This window comes from Aureimonas jatrophae, from assembly GCF_900104035.1.
GTDB classification, from domain to species: Bacteria; Pseudomonadota; Alphaproteobacteria; order Rhizobiales; family Rhizobiaceae; genus Aureimonas; species Aureimonas jatrophae.
Map to the genome: position 1 here is coordinate 183849 of NZ_FNIT01000004.1, position 19455 is coordinate 203303.

Sequence of the window (19455 nt, forward strand, 5' to 3'; positions counted from 1 at the left end):
CTCCTTAGGCCACGCGAGGCGCTTCGCCGGGCACGAGCACGATGGTCGAAAGCGGTGGCAGCGACAGCGACAGCGAGAAGGGCCGGCCGTTGGCGTGGACCTCCTCAGCCTGCGCGCCGCCCATGTTGCCGACGTTGGAGCCGCCGTAGATCTCGGCGTCCGTGTTCATCGCCTCGGCCCAGAAGCCGCCGTGCGGCACGCCGATGCGGTAGCCGTGGTGGACGTTGGGCGTGAAGTTGCAGACCACGAGCGCCGTGCCGCCGTTCCGGTCCTTGCGCAGGTAGGCCAGGACCGACTGCTCGACGTTCGACGTGTCGACCCACTCGAAGCCATGCGGGTCGCAGTCGTTCTCGTGAAGCGCCGGCAGGCCGCGATAGAGCGTATTGAGGTCGCGCACGAGGCGCTGGACGCCGGAATGCTCACGGTGTTCGAGAAGGTGCCAGTCGAGCGACTGGTCGTGGTTCCATTCCGCCGACTGGCCGAACTCGCCGCCCATGAACAGGAGCTTCTTGCCCGGGTGGGTCCACATGAAGCCATAGTAGGCGCGCAGGTTCGCGAACTTCTGCCACCAGTCGCCCGGCATCTTGCCGAGGATCGAGCCCTTTCCGTAGACGACCTCGTCGTGGGAGAGCGGCAGGACGAAGTTCTCGGAATACGCATACACCATGCCGAAGGTCATGTGGTGCATGTGGTACTTCCGGTTGATCGGATCCTCCTGCATGAAGTGCAGCGTGTCGTGCATCCAGCCCATGTTCCACTTGAAGTGGAAGCCGAGACCCCCGGCATAGGTTGGGCGCGACACGTTCGGGAAGGAGGTCGACTCCTCGGCATGGGTCGTGGCGTTGGGGTAAAGGCCGCCGACCTTCTCGTTGGTCTCCTTCAGGAAGGCCATGGCCTCGAGGTTCTCGCGCCCCCCATAGATGTTGGGCTCCCATTCGCCGTGGTTGCGCGAGTAGTCGAGGTAGAGCATCGAGGCCACCGCATCGACGCGCAAACCGTCGACGTGGAACTGGTCGAGCCAGTAGAGGCCGTTGGCGACCAGGAAGTTCTTCACCTCGGTCCGCCCGTAGTCGTAGATCAGCGTGTTCCAGTCCTTGTGGAAGCCACGACGCGGGTCGGCATGCTCGTAGAGGGCGGTGCCGTCGAAGCGTCCGAGTCCATGGACGTCGGTCGGGAAGTGGCCGGGCACCCAGTCGAGCAGCACGCCGATATCGGCCTGGTGCAGGGCGTCGACGAGGCGTGCGAAGCCCGCCGGATCGCCGAAGCGCGCGGTGGGCGCGAAGAGGCCGATCGGCTGGTAGCCCCAGGAGCCGTAGAACGGGTGCTCGGAGACCGGCATGAACTCGACATGCGTGAAACCCATCTCCTGGATGTAGGGGACGAGCTCGCGCGCCAACGCGTCGTAGTCGAGGAAGGTGTCGCCGTCGCCGCGCCGCCAGGAGCCCAGATGCACCTCGTAGATCGAGACCGGCTTGGAGGCATCCTGCCAGTCGGACGGCTTGGCCTGAAAGGCGCTGTCGCGCCACTCGTGCTGGACGAGGCCATCGACGATCGAGGCGGTGGAAGGGGCGAGCTCCTGCCGGAAGCCCACGGGATCGGCCTTGAGCGGCAGGATCTCGCCATGCGCGCCGATGATCTCGTACTTGTAGACCTCGCCGCGCTTCAGCCCCGGGATGAAGATCTCGAAGACGCCGGCCTCGATGCGCTTGCGGCAGACGTGCCGACGCCCGTCCCAGGCGTTGAAGTTGCCGACCACCGACACGCGCCGGGCATTGGGAGCCCAGACCGCGAAGCTGACGCCCTCCACCCCGTCCATCATGGCGGGATGGGCGCCGAACTTCTCATAGAGCCGGTAATGCGTGCCCTCCGCCATGAGGTAGGCGTCGAAGTCGGAGATCACGGTGCCGAAGCGGTAGGTATCCTCCTCCTGCCAGCTATCGCCGCCGTGGCGGAACAGGAAGCGGTAGGCCGGGGCGTCGTGGGCAAGCGTGCCCGTGAAAAGGCCGGGCACGTCCCCGGCCTCCATGCGGCCGAGCGAGCGGCCGCGCTCGTCCACGAGTTCCGCCGCCTCGGCACCCGGCCGGTAGGCGCGCACCGTCCAGCCCTCGGCATGGCGGTGGCGCCCGAGCACCGAGAACGGGTTCTCGTGCCGACCGGCGGCGAGCGCGCGGGCCTCGTCGCCGTGGAGCCGGTGGTCGACGCGCGCGGTGGCTCGGGTCTCGCTCATGAAAGGACCTGTCGCTTCTGGAGGAGGGAGACGATGCCGCGCAGGGGAATCGAGAGCCAGGCAGGACGCATGGCCGCCTCGTAGCGCAGCTCATAGAAGGCTTTCTGGAGGAGGAAGAGATCGAGCAGGCGCTGGTTCCCCTCGTCGGAGAGGTCCACCCCGCTGGCCGCCTGCCAGGCGTCCAGGAAGGTTGCGACCGTCGCGTCGCGCCAGCTCTCGGCCATCTCGCGGATACGCTCCAGCGTCGCCTCGTCGGCCGGGCCGACCCGGTCGCGCGCCGCGAACGCCGCGTAGTCGTAGGAGCGCATCATGCCCGCGACATCGCGCAGCGGCGAGGTCTTGGCGCGCCGCTCCTCGAGCGAGCGACCCGGCTCGCCCTCGAAGTCGAGGATCACGATGTCGTTGAGCGACACCAGGAGCTGGCCGAGGTGGTAGTCGCCGTGGATGCGGGTGCGCAGCCCGGCGGCCGAAAGGTCGGCGAAGCCGGCAAACCAGCGGTCGATCGCCTCGCGCGCGTCCACGAGGCGGCGGACCTCCTCGCCCGTCGCGCCCTCGACCGGGAGGTTGGCAAGGATATCCAGAACCTCGTGCGCCTCGCCTTGCGCCTCGCGCACCAGCACGGCGACCGAGGCGGCATCGAACGGTTCGGGATCGAAGGCCGGATCGCCCGTGCGCGTGGCGAGCGCCGCGTGCATCTCGCCGGTCCGCCGCCCGATCGTCTCGCCGGGGTCAAACTGGAGGATGAGCGGCATCTCGCCCTCGCTTCCCTCGTCCGTCGCCTCCGCCGTCGCTTCCGTGCCGTAGGCGTTGTCGCGCAGGTAGCGCGAGAGCGATTCCGTCACGCGGGTCCAGGCATCGCCCTGGTTGACGATGCGCTCGAACAGGGCGGCCACCGCCGCGCGGGTCCCGTCGGCACGCTCCAGCTCCATCGAGGCCAGAAGCGCCGGCGCAGCGGTGAAGTCGGTGCGCTCGGTCAGGAAGCGCGTCACCTCCAGTTCCGGCTGGTCGCCGTCGCGCAGGCGACGGTAGAACTTGAGAATGCCCGCGCTTCCCACCGCGATCGACGTGTTGGATTGCTCGCCCGACAGGGGCGAGATCTCGTCGACCCCGACCGCCGCCGCGGCTTGCAGCGTTTCGGCGCGCGCGCTCGAGCCCTCGATGCGCAGACGCTGCTCGCCCAGTTCGATCGTCTCGCCCTTGGCCATCAGCTGTACCATGAGGTGGACGAAGCTCGCGTCGCGCGCGGCATCGATCACCGCGCCGACCTGTGCTCCCAAGCGGATCTTGGCCAGCGTGAAGGGCAGCGTCGGCGCGTTGGCGTGGAGATGTTCCTCGCCCCACTTGGCGGCCAGCGGCAGGAAGTAGCGCTGGTCGCCCGCATCCGTGCGCACCACCGCCTCGCCCAGGAGGTGCTGGCGGGAGCCCAGCGAAGGCTGGCCCACGATGGCGTAGGTCGCGCCGCTGGGCCGGTCGGTGCGGCCCGCGAACCAGCGCTGGCGCCCGACGAAGCCCGGCAGGACGTTCTCGATCTCGCGCCGGTTGCGGCCGGGGATCGTTTCCTTGAGGTCGCCCGTGATGACGAGGGTCTGGAACTCGGGCTGCGGCTCGGGCGTGGTCGAGGCGCGCACCGTGTCCTCGCTGCCGAGCGCGAACCAGTAGAAGCCGTAGGCCGGCATCGACAGGTTGTAGGGCGTCGTTCCGACCTTCGGAAAGGGCGACAGGCCCAGCATCTCGACCGGCACCGAGCCCGCATAGGCGGAGAGGTCCAGCTCCACGGCCTGGGCTGAGCCCGACAAGTTCGCCACGCACAGGATGCGGTCGCCCTCGTGCTCGCGCAGGTAGGCGAGGATCTTGCGGTTCGAGGGGTAGAGGAACGAGATCGTGCCGCGCCCGAAGGCCTGACGCGTGCCGCGCACCTGGACGAGGCGCCGCATCCAGGCGAGCGGCGAGGCCGGGTTGGCCGACTGCGCCTCGACGTTCACGGCCTGGAAGCCGTAGACCGGATCCTGGATCGGGGGCAGGTAGAGGCGCTGCGGATCGGCTCTCGAGAAACCGCCGTTGCGGTCGGCCGACCACTGCATCGGCGTCCTCACGCCGTCGCGGTCGCCGAGATAGTAGTTGTCGCCCATGCCGATCTCGTCGCCGTAGTAGAGAACGGGCGTGCCGGGCATGGACATGAGAAGGGCGTTGAGCAACTCGACCTTGCGCCGGTCGCCGCCCATCAGCGGTCCGAGGCGACGGCGGATGCCGAGGTTGATGCGGGCCCGCTTGTCGTTGGCATAGGTCGACCAGAGGTAGTCGCGCTCCTCGGCCGTCACCATCTCGAGCGTCAGCTCGTCGTGGTTGCGCAGGAAGATCGCCCACTGGCAGTTGTCGGGAATGTCGGGCGTCTGGCGCAGGATGTCGGTGATCGGGTGCCGGTCCTCCTGCGCGAGCGCCATGTACATGCGCGGCATGAGCGGGAAGTGGAACGCCATGTGGCATTCGTCGCCCTCACCGAAGTAGGGGCGCGTGTCCTCCGGCCACTGGTTGGCCTCGGCCAGCAGCATCCGGTCGGGATAGTGCGCGTCGATCTCGGCGCGGATCACCTTCAGGACGTCGTGCGTCTCGGGAAGGTTCTCGTTGTTCGTGCCTTCCCGCTCGACGAGGTAGGGGATCGCGTCGAGCCGCAGCCCGTCCACGCCCTTGTCGAGCCAAAAGCGCATGGTCTTCAGCACCTCCTCGATCACGCGCGGATTGTCGAAGTTGAGGTCGGGCTGGTGCGAGTAGAAGCGATGCCAGAAATACTGGCCCGCGACCGGGTCCCAGGTCCAGTTCGACGATTCCGTATCGAGAAAGATGATGCGGGTCTGGTCGTAGCCCTTGTCGTCGTCGCGCCAAACGTAGAAGTCGCGCTCCGGCGAACCCTTGGGCGCGTTGCGCGCCGCCTGGAACCAGGGGTGCTGGTCGCTCGTGTGGTTGATCACGAGCTCGGTGATGATCTTGAGGTCGCGCTTGTGCGCCTCCTCGACCAGGCGCTCGAAGTCCTCCATGGACCCGTAGCTCGGATTGATCGTCTCGTAGTCCGAGATGTCGTAGCCGTCGTCGCGCAGCGGCGAGGGATAGAACGGCATGATCCAGATGGCGGTGACGCCGAGCTCCTTCACGTAGTCCAGCTTCGACAGGAGACCGGCGAAGTCGCCGATGCCGTCGTTGTTGGCGTCCATGAAGGTCTTGACGTGCAGCTGGTAGATGACCGCGTCCTTGTACCAGTCATGGGCGCTGCGGTCGGGCGTCGAGTCGGGCTCGGCGCTCTGGATCGGGGAGAGATCGTTCATCGGGCGACTGCGAGAAGAGGAATCGAGAAAACCGGAAGAGGGTCGGCCGGGACGGGTCAGACCGAGATGCGGAACACCGCGTAGGGGCGCTCGTCGGGCCGGAACCACCAGTGCTGGACCTTGCCGCTCCAGACGAACTGCTGGCCGGTCACGAGGTCCTCGACCTTGACCGAGCCGTTGTCGGGCAGGTCGAACTCCCAGAGCGGCACCTCGAAGTGCCCGCCTTGAGGATGGTGCGGATCGAGCGAGACCATGACCAGCAGGAAGGACGACAGGTCCGGCGTACGGCGGCCGTAGTAGAGGATCTCGTCGTTCCAGAAGTTGTAGAACTCGAGATTGCGGAAGTCGCGCAGCGCCGGCTCGGAGCGGCGGATGCGGTTGAAGAAGCGGATGTCCTCGCGGATGTTGCCGGGAGCCCGCCAGTCAAAGGCGCGGATCTCGTACTTCTCGGAGTTGAGATACTCCTCCTTGCCGGGCGCGAGCGGCTCGCTCTCGCACAGCTCGAAGCCGGAGTAGACGCCGTAGTTGCCGGCCAGCGTCGCAGCCAGCGCCAGACGCAGCTGGAAGCCCGGCCGCCCGCTCGTCTGCAGGAAGAGCGGGTTGATGTCGGGCGTGTTGACGAAGAAGTTCGGCCGCATGAACTCGGCGCATTCGGCCGTCGTCAGCTCGGTCAGATACTCGCGCAGCTCCCACTTGCGGTTCCGCCAGGTGAAGTAGGAGTAGCTCTGGTTGTAGCCGACCTTGGCGAGACGCTTCATGAGCTTGGGCCGCGTGAAGGCCTCGGCGAGGAACACGGCGCCGGGATCGCGCTCGCGCACCTCGGCGATCATCCACTCCCAGAACGGGAAGGGCTTGGTGTGCGGGTTGTCGACCCGGAAGATGCGCACGCCCTTGTCGAGCCAGAACAGGACGACGTCGCGCAGTTCCAGCCAGAGCCAGGGGATCGCCCCACCCGCGTAGAAGTCGACGTTGACGATGTCCTGGTACTTCTTGGGCGGGTTCTCGGCGTACTTGATCGAGCCGTCGGGCCGCCAGTCGAACCAGTCCGGATGCTCCTTGATCCAGGGGTGGTCGGGCGAGCACTGGATGGCGAAGTCGATCGCGATCTCGAGCCCGTGGTCGGCCGCGCGTGTGACGAGGCGCTGGAAGTCCGCGAAGCTCCCGAGCTCGGGGTGAAGGTCCTTGTGGCCGCCCTCTGCCGAGCCGATCGCGTAAGGGGAACCCGGCTCGCCCTCCTGCGCGGTGACGTTGTTGTTCTTGCCCTTGCGGTTGGTCTTGCCGATCGGATGGATCGGCGGGAAGTAGAGGACGTCGAAGCCCATCTCCTCGATGTCGGGTAGGCGCTTGATGACGTCGTCGAACGTGCCGTGACGGTTCACGTCGCCCGACTGCGAGCGCGGCATCAGCTCGTACCACGCCGAGAAGCCGGCGGCCTCGCGGTCCACCCAGACCGGCACGTCGATCTCGAAGCGCGACAGGTTCTCGCGCACACCCACCTCGCGCAGGAGGAGCGCGGTGTCGGCCTCCGTCATCGCCTCGTAGAGCGCGTCGCCGCCGCCCTTGGCCGCGAGCTTGTCGATGCGCGCGCGCAGCGCCTTGAGGCGCTTCTGGTCGTCCTTGCTGCCACGGCCGGACGCGGCCGCCTTTTCCAGGAGGATCTGGCCCTCGCGCAGCTCCAGCGCGATGTCGACACCCGCGTTCCGCTTCTTCTTCGTGTCGCTCGCCCAGGTCGCGAAGACGTCGCGCCAGGCGATGATCGAGTAGCGGTAGGGTCCGGGCCTGTCGAAGCTGACGCTCGCCGCCCAGCGATCGTTCGTGAGGAACGTGAAGGGCGTCTCGCGCCAGTCCGCGTCGCCGGCCCCGCGCGTGATCAGGGCGGCGTCGATGATCTCGTGCCCATCGGTGAAGATGTCGGCCGAGACCGTCAGCGTCTCGCCGGCCAGACGCTTCACGGCGAAGCGCCCCGCGTCGATCATCGGCTCGACGCCCTCGATCGCGACGCGGGCCTGGGCGAGCTCGCGGATCCGGGCGATGGAGCCCTCGTTCGCGCCGACCCCTTGCGCCTTGCGGCGGGTCTTGGGCGTGGCGATCTCGACTTGGGACATGGGCGGACCTTTCCAGGCGGATTGTCTGCGGGTCTTGAAAAGCAGAGCGGGGCCCGGCACGGCACGTGGTGTCCGTGCGACCCCCGGATGGCTCGGACGGGTCAGCAACGCCCGTCCGGCGCCGGCCGTTCCGTCAGCCGAGGATTGTCTGGCGTTGCTCGCCGAGGTGCGGGCTGCCGAGCGTGACGATGTCGCCCGCCTTCAGCCATTGCGGCGGCTTCATGCCGGCGGCCACGCCGGACGGCGTGCCGGTGGTCACGACGTCGCCCGGCTCGAGCGCGAAGAAGCGCGAGGCGTAGGACAGGATCTGCGGCACCGTGAAGATCATGTCGGCGGTGGTGCCCTCCTGCCGGCGCTCGCCGTTCACGGAGAGCCAGAGGTCGAGGTTGGCCGGATCGGATATGGCGTCGCGCGTCACGAGCCAGGGGCCGAGCGGGCCGAAGCCGGGCGCGCTCTTGCCCTTGATCCACTGGCCGCCGCGATTCTTCTGCCACTGGCGCTCGGAGACGTCGTTGCACAGGCAGTAGCCGGCCACGAAGTCGAGCACCTTGTCCTCGTCCACGTTGTAGCAGCGCTCGCCGATCACCACGGCCAGCTCGACCTCCCAATCGACCTCGGATGCGCCGGGCGGATAGGGAATGTCGTCGCGCGGCCCCGCCATCGAGGACACGGCCTTGTTGAAGAGGAGCGGCTCCTCGGGCACGTCGGAGCCGGTCTCGGCGGCGTGCTCGCGGTAGTTCCGGCCGACCGCCAGGAAGTTGCGCGTTCCCGCCACCGGGGCCCCGAGGCGCTGGTTCGGGTCGATCTTCGGCAGCGAGCGCACGTCGAGGGCGCGCAGGCGATCGAGGCCTTGGCGGGACAGGACGTCGCCTGCAATATCGGGTATCTCGCCGGACAGGTCCCTCAGATGGTTCTCGTCATCGATGAGGCCGGGCTTCTCGGCCCCCACCTCTCCGTAGCGCACCAGCCGCATGGGATTCCCTTCCAAGCTCGATCGGTCCGGCGCGGAACATAAGGCCGCCGGTCGGCTTGTCGCCCCCCGGGACGCGCTTTTGTCAGCGCCGATGGGCGAGGCGTCCCGCAACAAAGGTCGCGGCCACCGCCCGGTCGTCGCCCATGGTCACGAGGGCGAAGAGCTCCTCCTCGAGACTGTTCGCGCGCTCCATGCGCCGGCGCATGGCAGGGGTCGCGCCCGGATCGAGGAGCACGAGGTCGGCCTCGAAGCCCGGCGCCACCTGCCCGATCCGGTCGCCCCAGCCAAGCGCCTCCGCGTTGCCGGCGGTGATCATGTAGAGCGCGGCATGGCCGGTCAGCTTCTGGTCGCGCAGCGCCAGGACCTTGTAGGCTTCCGCGGCCGTCGCGAGCAGCGAGTAGGAGGTGCCGCCGCCGATATCGGTGGCGAGCCCCGTGCGCAGCCCGGCCGCCAGCGCCGCGTCGCGGTCGAAGAGACCCGAGCCGAGAAAGAGGTTCGAGGTCGGGCAGCAGATCGCCGAGGCCCCGCGCTCCGCAAGGCTCCCGCGCTCGCGCTCCGAGAGGTGGATGCAGTGGCCGAACAGCGCGCCGGGGCGCACGAGGCCGTAGCGCTCGTAGACCGCCGTGTAGTCCTCGGCCCAGGGGAAGAGCTCGCGCACGAAGGCGATCTCGCCATGGTTTTCGGAGAGGTGCGTCTGGATGTGGAGGTCCGGATGGTCGGCCGCGAGCTGGCCGGCCGCTTCGAGCTGCGCCTCGCTGGAGGTCGGGGCGAAGCGCGGCGAGATCGCGAAGGCGAGCCGCCCCCGGCCATGCCAGCGTTCGATCAGCCGATTCGACTCGTCGAAGCCGCGCTCGGGTGTGTCGAGAAGCGCCGGCGGCGCGTTGCGGTCCATCATCACCTTGCCGGCGACGAGGCGCATGCCGAGCCGTTCGCCTTCCGCGAACAGGCTTTCGGCCGACTGGGGATGCGAGGTGCAGAAGGCGCTGGCGGTGGTCGTGCCGTTGCGCAGGAGTTCGGCCAGAAGGAAGCGGGCCGCCTCGTCGGACACGGCCGGATCGCCATAGCGGCTTTCCTCGGGAAAGGTGTAGCGCGCCAGCCATTCCATGAGCTGCGTGCCGTAGGATCCGATCACCTGGGTCTGCGGCATGTGGAGGTGCGGGTCGATGAAGCCGGCCATGAGAAGGAGCGGCCGGTGGTCGGCGACCTCGAGCGCCGGGTCGAGGCCGGCCAAGAGCGCCGGCGCCTCGCCGACGCTCTCGATCACGCCATCGCGCACGACGACCAGCCCGTCCTCGATGTAGCGATGGGCCCCCTCGCCCTCCCGCATCGGATGCGCATGGTAGGAGAGGACGCGCGCGCGGATCGCCAGCGAGGCGCCGGCCGGGATGGCAGCGGTCATATCGGTCTTCCTTAGGGTCGGCCGAGGCCGTCGCCCGAGCGCAGCCAACGGGCGAGCGCCAGGCGCTCGGCGGGCTCGAGGCCGGTGAGGTTGCCGGGCGGCATGGCATGCGAGCGCACGGCCTGGTTCTCGATCAGCGAGGCGGCGAGAACGATATCGCGTCCCGATTCCAGGACGACGTTCTTAGGCGGATGGGCAAGGCCGGGCCAGAGCGGCTTCCTTGCATGGCACATGGAGCAGCGCGACTGGACGATGCCCTCGGCCTCTGCAAAGTGCGGCGAGGTCGCGAGCGCAAGCTCGGGGTCGGCGGGAAACTCCATCGCCGCCGCGCCCTCGGGCGTCTCGGCCGGCACCTCGGTCCAGCCCGGCGCACCCGACAGCGCAATGATCACGGCGAACAGGGCGCCGGCCGCCCCCCAGCACCACCAGAGCTTGGCGCCTGTCTTGTGCATCGTGTTGAAGAAGTGGCGCACCAAGGCGCCGATCACGAGCACGATGCCGGCGATCACCCAGTTCCAGCGCGTGGCGAAGACCAGCGGGAAGTGGTTCGACATCATCAGGAAGACGACCGGCAGGGTCAGGTAGTTGTTGTGCAGCGAGCGCTGCTTGGCCGCCGCGCCGAGGCTCGGGTCCGGCGAGCGGCCGGCCTTGAGGTCCGCCACGACGATGCGCTGGTTGGGGATGATCAGCATCGCGACGTTGGCGGTCATGATGGTGGCGATCATCGCGCCCGTGTGCAGCATCGCGCCCCGGCCCGAGAAGAGCTGCGCGAAGACGAAGCTCGTCAGGACCACATAGACGAACAGGACGGCCAGAAGCGCGGAGTCGTTGCGCTTCAGCGGCGACTTGCAGATCGCGTCGTAGACCACCCAGCCGAGCGCAAGGCCGGCGATGCCGATCAGCGTCGCGGCCCAGGGCGCAAGGTCGGCGCGCGCGGGATCGATGAGGTAGAGATCGGCGCCGAGATAGTAGACCAGGAACAGGAGCGCGAAGCCCGACAACCAGGTCGAGTAGCTCTCCCACTTAAACCAGGTCAGGTCCTCCGGCATGTGCGCCGGGGCCACCATGTATTTCTGCACGTGGTAGAAGCCGCCGCCATGGACCTGCCAGGCCTCGCCGCCGACGCCGGTCATGGGCGCGCCGCGCGGGCGGCGCAGGCCGAGGTCTAGGGCGATGAAGTAGAAGCTCGACCCGATCCAGGCGATCGCGGTGACGATGTGGGTCCAGCGCACGGCGACCTGGAGCCATTCGGAAGCATAGGTCCACATGGGGACACCTCGCGGCGCCGCCCCCTTGTCGCGAGCGCCGGTTCTGAGAGATCCGTGGAATGCCCTTTGGCGGCCTCTCGCCGTTCAGGAGACGGTGGGAGAAGCGGGCATGGAAAGGGCGGCGCTCGTCACGCCGCCCCGAGACTGCAGCATCGCCCGAGACCGGGCGACGCGCAAGGTCAAACGGGCCGGCTCAGTTGCGCACGCCCTGGACGTACCAGTCCATCTTCAGGAGGTCGGCATCCGGGATCACGGTGCCGCTCGCGATCTTCTCGGCGCCGGCCTGATCCATGATCGGTCCGGTGAAGACGTGGTAGGTGCCGGCCTTGGTCTCGTCGACGATCCGCTGCGCGGCGGCCTTCACGTCGGCCGGCATCTTCTCGTTGAAGGGCGACATGGTGACCTCGCCCTCCTTCATGCCGAGCCAGACATCGTCCTGCTTCCAGGTGCCGTTCATCACGGCCTCGACGCGCTGGACGTAGTAGGGACCCCAGTTGTCGACGATCGCGGTCATGTGGGCGTTGGGCGCGAAGCTCTGCATGTCCCAGGCCTGGCCGAAGGCGATGGCGCCGCGCTTCTCGGCCTCCTGCAGGGGGCCCGGCGAGTCTGTGTGCTGGGTGATGACGTCCGCGCCCTGGTCAAGCAGCGCCGAGGTCGCCTGCGCCTCCTTGGCGGGGTCGTACCACGAGTTCACCCAGACGACCTGCGTCTCGAAGTTCGGGTTCACCTTGCGCGCGGCGAGCGTGAAGGCGTTGATGCCCATCACCACCTCGGGGATTGGGAAGGAGGCGACGTAGCCGGCCTTGCCGGACTTCGACATGTGGCCGGCGATCGTGCCGAGCACGGCGCGGCCCTCGTAGAAGCGGGCGTTGTAGATGCCCATGTTGGGCGCGGTCTGGTAGCCGGTGGCGTGCTCGAACTTCACGTTCGGGAACTGCTTGGCGACCTTCAGCGTCGGGTTCATGAAGCCGAACGAGGTCGCGAAGATGATGTCGTTGCCGTCCTGGGCGAGCTTGCGGACGACGCGCTCGGCGTCGGGCCCTTCCGCCACGTTCTCGACGAAGGTCGTCTCGACCTTCGAGCCGAGCTTCTCGGCGAGGTACTTGCGGCCCTGGTCGTGGGCGAAGGAGTAGCCGAAGTCGCCGACCGGGCCGACATAGACGAAGGCCGCCTTGACGGGGCGGTCGGTGACCTGCGCGAAGGCGGGCGCGCCGCCGAGCGCGGCGACAGCGGCGATCGCGACGCCTCCCAGAAGAACTTGGCGGCGGGTCATCAGGCTCATGGTTCGGCTCCTTAGGGGTGGGGTCGAGAAGACGTCAGGCGCTCGCGCGGAACGGCTTGCCGAGGCAGGCCGGCGCGGAGGCCGAGGATCGTGCGCGCCCCGACAGGAGCGCGAGAACGAGGATGGTGGCGAGATACGGCAGGCTGGTCAGGAACTCGGGCGCGAAGACGCTCCAGCCCGCGGCCTTGGCCTGCAGTTCCAGCGTGATCACCGCGCCGAAGAGGTAGGCGCCGAGGAGCAGCCGGCCGGGCCGCCAGGAGGCGAAGACGACGAGCGCGATCGCGATCCAGCCGCGCCCCGCGGTCAGCCGCTCGGCCCACATGGGGGTGAGCACCAGCGAGTAGTAGCTGCCGGCCAGACCCGCACAGGCACCGCCGAAGAGGACGGCCATGTAGCGCACCGCGATCACGCGGTAGCCGATGGAATGGGCGGAGCTGTCGCTCTCGCCGACCGCACGCAGGATCAGCCCACCGCGCGAGTGTCGCAGGAACCACGAAACCGCAAAGGTCAGAAGGAGCGAGAAGTAGACGATCGGCGAGTAGCCGAAGAGGATGCGCCAGAACGGGTCGTTCGCCAGGCTCACCGGGAAGGGCGAGCCGAGCGTCGGCGTCGTGATGCCGACGAAGCCCGCACCGCCGAGCGCCGAGACGCCGGTGCCAAAGATCGTCAGCGCCAGCCCCGTCGCGACCTGGTTGGCCGTCAGCGTCAGGGTCAGGAAGGCGAAGATCAGCGAAACCGCGGCCCCGGCGAACACGGCAGCCAGCGCGCCGAGCGCGGGCGAGCCCGTGGTGACCGAGACGGCGAAGCCCGTCACCGCGCCGACCAGCATCATGCCCTCGACGCCGAGGTTGAGGACGCCGGACTTTTCGGCGACGAGCTCGCCGAGCGCCGCCAGAAGGATGGGCGTGGCGGACGCCACCACCGCCACGACGATCGCGACCGCAAGTTCCGGGCTCACAGAGCGGCCTCGCGGGTGCGGATCGGTTCGGGCGTGGGCAGCGGAACCGCGACCTGGGCCACCGGCCGCGCGCCGCGCGTCAGGCGGTAGCGCACGAGGATGTCGACGCCGAGCAGGAAGAACAGCATCATGGCCTGGAACACGCCGATCGCGGCGGCCGGCAGGCCGATCGAGGTCTGCGCGCTCTCGCCGCCCACATAGGTAAGCGCCAGCACGAGCGCGGCGGCCACGATGCCGAGCGGATGAAGACGGCCGAGAAAGGCGACGATGATCGCGGTGTAGCCGTAGCCCGTCGGGAAGGCCGGCACCATCTGGCCGAAGGGCCCCGCCGCCTCCAGAACGCCGGCCAGCCCCGCCATGCCGCCGCCGAAGAGCAGCGCCATCCAGACGACGCGCCCCTCGCGAAAGCCGGCGAAGCGCGCCGCCTGCGGGCTGAGACCCACCACGCGAACCTGGAAGCCGGCGAGCGTGCGGGCCAGCAGCCCCCAAGCGACGAACGCCAGCGCCAGCGCGATCGGAATGCCGATATGGATCAAGGTGCCCGGCACCGCAGTGGGCAGCGTCTGCGAAGCCGAGAACATGGCGGTCTGCGGGAAGTTGAACCCCATCGGGTCCTTCCAGGGCCCGCGCATGAGATAATAAAGAAGCTGGATCGCGACGTAGTTCAGCATCAGCGAGGACAGAATCTCCGAGACGCCGAGACGCGTGCGCAGGAGCGCGGGCACCGCTGCCCAGACCATGCCGCCGAGGATGCCGCAGACGATCATGGCGGGCAGGATCCAGACCCCTTCGGCGTCCAGCGTCAGAAGCGCGAGACCCGTACCTCCCAAGCCGCCGAGCACGTACTGCCCTTCCGCGCCGATGTTCCAGACGTTGGCCCGGAAGCCGATCGACAGGCCGACGGCGATAAGAGCCAGCGGCGCGGCTTTCACGAGAAGGTCCTGCCAGCGGTAGCTGTCGAAGAGCGGCGAGACGAAGATCTCGCGCACCGCGCCGAAGCCGTCGTAGCCCAGCGCCGTGAAGACCACCGCGCCGACGATCAGCGTCAGCGCCACGGCCAGAACGGGCGTCAGCCAGAGCATGAGGCGGCTCGGCTCGCGCCGAGATTCAAACCGAAGCGTGCTCATGCCGCCGCCTCGTGCGGGGTCTCGCCGTGAATGCCACCCATCAGGAGGCCGACGCGCTCGATCGAGATGCCCTCCACCGGCATCGCCTCCGACAGGCGCCCCTCGTTGATCACGGCGATGCGGTCGCACAGCTCCAGAAGCTCGTCGAGGTCCTGGCTGACCACGAGGATGGCCGAGCCGCGGCTCGCCAGATCCAGCATGGCCTGGCGGATCTGTCCGGCCGCGCCCGCATCCACGCCCCAGGTCGGCTGGGACACGGCGAGGACGGCAGGCTCCTGCGCGATCTCGCGCCCCACCACGAACTTCTGGAGGTTGCCGCCCGACAGGCTCGCAGCGGTGGCGCCGGGTCCCGTCGCCTTGACGCCGAAGGCGGAGATGACGGAGCTAGCGAAACGCCGTGCCGCCCCGAAGCGCACGAGACCGCTCCCCGAAAGCTTGGCCCGCGCGCGCGCCGAGAGGATGGCGTTGTCGGTGAGCGAGAGTGCCGGCACCGCCGCGTGGCCGTTGCGCTCCTCGGGCAGGGTCGCGAGCCCTAGACGGCGGCGCGCCGAGACGCCGAGACGCTCCGCCCGCTGGCCCTCGATGCGGATCTCGCCCGCGACGCCCGACAGGCGCTCGCCCGACAGCGCGGCCAGAAGCTCGTTCTGTCCGTTGCCGGCCACCCCCGCGATGCCGAGGATCTCGCCGCCGCGAACGGTCAGCGACACGTCGCGGAGGCTCGTGCCGAAGGGTGGCTCGCCGGGTGCCGAGAGGTTCGCGATGGCGAGGCGCTCGGCGCCCGTGGTCCCGGCCTTGCGTGCGCTGAGCTGCTTGAGCGAGCCGCCGATCATGCGCTCGGCCATCGTGCGCGCCGTCTCCTCGCGCGGGTCGCACGTGTCGACGACGCGTCCGCCGCGCAGGATCGTCGCCGACTGGCAGAGCGCTTTGATCTCGGCGAGCTTGTGCGAGATGTAGAGGATCGAGCAGCCCTCGTCGCCGAGCTGGCGCAGGACGCCGAACAGCGCCTCGGCCTCCTGCGGGGTCAGGACCGAGGTCGGCTCGTCCATGATCAGAAGACGCGGGCGGCCGAGCAGCGCGCGAACGATCTCGATGCGCTGGCGCTCGCCGACCGAGAGCGTATGCACCTCGCGATGCGGATCGAGAACGAGGCCGTAGGTCTCCATGACCTCGCGCACCTTGGCCTCGAGCTGGCGGCGCGGCGGAGGATCGTCGAGGCCGAGCGCAATGTTTTCCAGCACCGTCATCGCCTCGAACAGGCAGAAGTGCTGGAACACCATGCCGATGCCCGCGCCCCGCGCCTCGCGCGGCGAGCGGATGGCGGCGGCGCGACCGTCGATGCGCACCTCGCCCGAGTCGGCCGATTGGACGCCGTAGATGATCTTCACCAGCGTCGACTTGCCGGCCCCGTTCTCGCCGAGCAGGGCGTGGATGCGTCCGGGATCGACGGAGAAGCTCACGTCGTCGTTGGCGACGACGCCGGGGAAGCTCTTCGTGACGTGGGACAGCTCAAGACGTGGCGGCATGGAGCGCTGCAGTGGATCGGTCGGAGACGTTATTGCATCCGTTTTGCGCAGGCGCAAAGCCTGTGCAGCGGTTTTCCCGCGATCGTGCGAGGGCGACGAGAATTTCCGCAGCGGCAAGGGCCGCGATGACGCTCGGACGCTTGTCGCGCAGGGCCGCGCCGCCGATCGGCAGCGTCAGCTTTTCGGCGTCGCCCGCGCGTCCCTCCTCGGCCAGACGCCGCTCGAAGGTCCGGCGCTTGGTGGCCGAGCCGATCATGCCGACATAGGCCGCGTCGCCCCGGGCGAGCGCGGCGGCGGCGAGCAGGAAGTCGAGCCCGTGGTCGTGGGTCATCACGACGAAGGCGCTGCCCGGCTCCGCCGCCTCGATCGTCTCCTCGGGCAAGACTGTCAGCCGGCGCTCGACGCCGTCCGGAAGACGGGCGAGATGGTCGGCACGCGTGTCGACCACGAGAAGGCGCAGCGGCAGCGGCTGGAGCGCACGGGCGAGCGCCTGTCCCGTATGGCCCGCGCCGAAGACGAGAACGGCCGGGTCCTGCTCACGCTCCGCGGCCAGGCGTTGCTCGCGCTCGGCCGCGACGCTCTCGGTAAGCCGGCACAGGCGCAAGGTGACGTGCCCGCCGCAGCACTGGCCGATCGCAGGGCCGAGCGGCACCGCGAGGCGCGATGTATCCTCGCCGGCCGCCAGGAGGCGCCGCGCCTCGATGATCGCCTCCATCTCCAGCGCGCCGCCGCCGACCGTGCCCTCGACCGAGGTCGCGGTCACCAGCATCGCCGCCCCCTCCTCGCGCGGCGTCGAGCCGCGCGCACGCTCGACCTCGACGAGGCAGGCGGGCTCGCCCGAGGCGAGCGCGCGGGCGACGTCGGGCTCGCTCACCGGCGCACCGCCTCGACCGCATGAAGCAGGCGCTCCGGCGTCGCCGGCGCATCGAGCGCAGGGAAGCGACGGTAGTCGCCCGCCGCCAGCACGGCGTCGCCGAGCGCCGAGAAGGCCGAGAGCGCCAGCATGAAGGGCGGCTCGCCCACGGCCTTGGAGCGGAACACGGTCGCGGCCGGGTTGCGCCCCTTCTCCCAGAGGCTGACGCGCAGGTCGTCGGGCCGGTCGTTGGCGGTCGGGATCTTGTAGGTCGAGGGCGCATGGGTGCGCAGGCGCCCGCTTGCGTCCCACCACAGCTCTTCCGTGGTCAGCCAGCCCAGCCCCTGGATGAAGCCGCCCTCGATCTGGCCGAGGTCGAGCGCCGGGTTCAGCGACTGGCCGACGTCGTGGAGGATGTCGGCGCGCAGGAGGCGGTTCTCGCCGGTCAGCGTGTCGATCACGACCTCGGAGCAGGAGGCGCCGTAGGCGAAGTAGTAGAAGGGCTTACCCTTCGCCTTGTCACGGTCGTACGAGATGCCGGGCGTGGCATAGAAGCCCGTCGCAGATAGCGAGACACGCGCGAGATAGGCCTCGCCCACGAGGTCGCGGAAGCGCTTCTCGTCGGCTCCCAACCGGACGCGGCCGGGCAGGAACTGCACCTCGTCACGGCGCAGGTCGTAGCGCTGGCAGGCATAGTCGGCGAGGCGCTCCTTCAGGGTGCGACAGGCGTTCTGCGCGGCCATGCCGTTGAGGTCGGCGCCGGATGATGCGGCCGTGGCCGAGGTGTTGGGCACCTTGGCCGTGGTGGTCGGGGTGATCTTCACGACGGCAAGCTCGACGCCGAACTCCTCGGCCACGACCTGCGCGACCTTGGTGAACAGGCCCTGCCCCATCTCCGTGCCGCCGTGGTTCAGGTGGATCGAGCCGTCCTTGTAGATGTGGATCAGCGCGCCGGCCTGGTTGAGATGCGAGGTGGTGAAGGAGATGCCGAACTTCACCGGCGTCAGTGCCAGCCCCTTCTTGAGGACGGGGCTCCCCTCGTTGAAGCGGCGCACCGCCTCGCGCCGCGCGCGGTAGTCGCTCGTGGCTTCGAGCTCCGCGACGATCTCGCCGATCACGCAGTCCTCGACGCTCTGGCCGTAAGGCGTCGTGCCGGGCTGGCCCCGTCCCATCGGGGCGTAGAAGTTGCGCTTCCTGACATCCAGCGGGTCGAGCCCGGTCTGATGAGCGATGCGGTCCATCGCCCGCTCGATCGCGACCATCCCTTGCGGCCCGCCGAAGCCTCGGAAGGCCGTGTTGGAAACGGTGTGGGTCTTGAGACGCCGCGAATGGATACGCGCCGCCTTGAGGTCGTAGGCGTTGTCGGCATGGAACATGGCCCGGTCGGCGATCGCGCCCGACAGGTCGCGCGAGTAGCCGCAGCGCACGAGATGCCGGAAGTCCGCCCCGTGCAGGCGGCCCGTGTTGTCGAAGCCGACGCGGTAGCGCGTTCGCATCTCGTGGCGCTTGCCGGTCATCTCCATGTCGTCGTCGCGGTCAAGCCGGCACTTGGCCGGTCGGCCGGTGGCTTGAGCGACCAGCGCGCAGACGCTGGCGAACAGCGCGGGCTGCGATTCCTTGCCCCCGAAGCCGCCCCCCATGCGCCGCACCTCGACCGTGACGGCGTGGTCCGACAGGCCGAGGGCCTTGGCGACGTTGTGCTGGACCTCCGAGGGGTGCTGCGTGGACGAGCGCACGAGGATGTCGCCGCCCTCCAGCGGCCAGGCGTAGGCGATGTGCCCCTCGAGATAGAAGTGGTCCTGCCCGCCGGTCTCGACCTCGCCCTCGAGCGTGAGCGGCGCGGAGCGGATCGCAGCGCCGGCATCGCCGAGGCGCATCTCGTGCGGGTCGAGAAGGTCGCGGCCCAAGGCGTCGGCGAGCGCCACCGCCTCGTCGATCGTGACGGCGGGCTCGAGGTCCTCGTAGTCCACGACGGCGAGCTTGGCCGCCGCGCGGGCTTGGCCCACGGTCTCGGCGGCCACCGCAAAGAGCGGCTGGCCGACATACTCGACATGGGCTTCCGGGAAGATCGGGTCGTCGCCGAAGACCGGCGAGTAGTCGTTGACGCCGGGAATGTCGCGAGCCGACAGCACGCAGGCGACGCCCGGCGCCTGGCGCACCGCGTCGAGGTCGAGCCGCACGAGCCTTGCATGGGCGCGCGCGCTCATGGCGATGAAGACCTGGAGCGTGCCCGGCAGCTCGGGATCGTCGTCGGTGTAGAGCGCCTCGCCCGACACGTGGCGCGGGCCGGAATCGTGCGGCACCGGGCGACCGACGCCGCCGCGCAGGCGCTGGGGATGGCGGGCCGGAGCCTTCTCGCCCGGCGCCTCGACCGGATCGATCGTGCCGGCGACGCCGCGGTCCTGGATGCGCGTTTCCTCCAT

The 19455-nt window shown here is 69.1% G+C and carries 12 protein-coding genes; all 12 read right to left on the bottom strand.

Features of this window, described 5'->3' with window-relative positions; translation table 11 throughout:
* Nucleotides 1-4: 4 nt before the first annotated feature.
* Nucleotides 5-2227: a 1,4-alpha-glucan branching protein GlgB gene (gene glgB, locus BLQ76_RS10825; protein ID WP_090672976.1), complete on the bottom strand. Its 2223-nt coding sequence runs from the start codon at nucleotides 2225-2227 to the stop codon at nucleotides 5-7.
* Nucleotides 2224-5544 carry a maltose alpha-D-glucosyltransferase gene (treS, locus tag BLQ76_RS10830; RefSeq protein WP_090672978.1) on the bottom strand — a complete coding sequence of 1107 codons (3321 nt, stop codon included), beginning with the start codon at nucleotides 5542-5544 and terminating at the stop codon, nucleotides 2224-2226. Before treS ends, glgB begins: the two co-directional genes overlap by 4 nt.
* Nucleotides 5545-5600: 56 nt before the next feature.
* Nucleotides 5601-7649: an alpha-1,4-glucan--maltose-1-phosphate maltosyltransferase gene (locus BLQ76_RS10835; RefSeq protein WP_090672980.1), complete on the bottom strand. Its 2049-nt coding sequence runs from the start codon at nucleotides 7647-7649 to the stop codon at nucleotides 5601-5603.
* A 133-nt stretch (nucleotides 7650-7782) separates the two neighbouring features.
* Nucleotides 7783-8622 (bottom strand): fumarylacetoacetate hydrolase family protein, encoded by an 840-nt coding sequence (locus tag BLQ76_RS10840; RefSeq protein ID WP_090672982.1) that lies wholly within the window; start codon nucleotides 8620-8622, stop codon nucleotides 7783-7785.
* An 82-nt stretch (nucleotides 8623-8704) separates the two neighbouring features.
* On the bottom strand, nucleotides 8705-10021 hold the full coding sequence (gene guaD, locus BLQ76_RS10845) for a guanine deaminase (RefSeq protein WP_090672984.1): 1317 nt from the start codon (nucleotides 10019-10021) through the stop codon (nucleotides 8705-8707).
* A gap of 11 nt (nucleotides 10022-10032) precedes the next feature.
* Entirely contained in the window at nucleotides 10033-11289 is a 1257-nt protein-coding gene (locus tag BLQ76_RS10850; protein WP_090672986.1) for a urate hydroxylase PuuD, read from the bottom strand.
* Between the two features lie 193 nt (nucleotides 11290-11482).
* The gene (locus tag BLQ76_RS10855; RefSeq protein ID WP_090672988.1) at nucleotides 11483-12571 is read right to left on the bottom strand and encodes a BMP family ABC transporter substrate-binding protein; all 1089 of its coding nucleotides are present in this window, start codon (nucleotides 12569-12571) and stop codon (nucleotides 11483-11485) included.
* Nucleotides 12572-12605: 34 nt separating this feature from the next.
* Nucleotides 12606-13529 (bottom strand): ABC transporter permease, encoded by a 924-nt coding sequence (locus BLQ76_RS10860; protein WP_090672991.1) that lies wholly within the window; start codon nucleotides 13527-13529, stop codon nucleotides 12606-12608.
* On the bottom strand, nucleotides 13526-14656 hold the full coding sequence (locus tag BLQ76_RS10865) for an ABC transporter permease (protein ID WP_090672993.1): 1131 nt from the start codon (nucleotides 14654-14656) through the stop codon (nucleotides 13526-13528). The genes BLQ76_RS10860 and BLQ76_RS10865 overlap by 4 nt, the downstream gene beginning before the upstream one ends.
* Entirely contained in the window at nucleotides 14653-16179 is a 1527-nt protein-coding gene (locus BLQ76_RS10870) for an ABC transporter ATP-binding protein (protein WP_090672995.1), read from the bottom strand. Before BLQ76_RS10870 ends, BLQ76_RS10865 begins: the two co-directional genes overlap by 4 nt.
* The gene (xdhC, locus tag BLQ76_RS10875) at nucleotides 16163-17053 is read right to left on the bottom strand and encodes a xanthine dehydrogenase accessory protein XdhC (protein ID WP_090672997.1); all 891 of its coding nucleotides are present in this window, start codon (nucleotides 17051-17053) and stop codon (nucleotides 16163-16165) included. The genes BLQ76_RS10870 and xdhC overlap by 17 nt, the downstream gene beginning before the upstream one ends.
* Nucleotides 17050-19455, bottom strand: a complete 2406-nt coding sequence (gene xdhB, locus BLQ76_RS10880; RefSeq protein WP_090672999.1) for a xanthine dehydrogenase molybdopterin binding subunit — start codon at nucleotides 19453-19455, stop codon at nucleotides 17050-17052. The genes xdhC and xdhB overlap by 4 nt, the downstream gene beginning before the upstream one ends.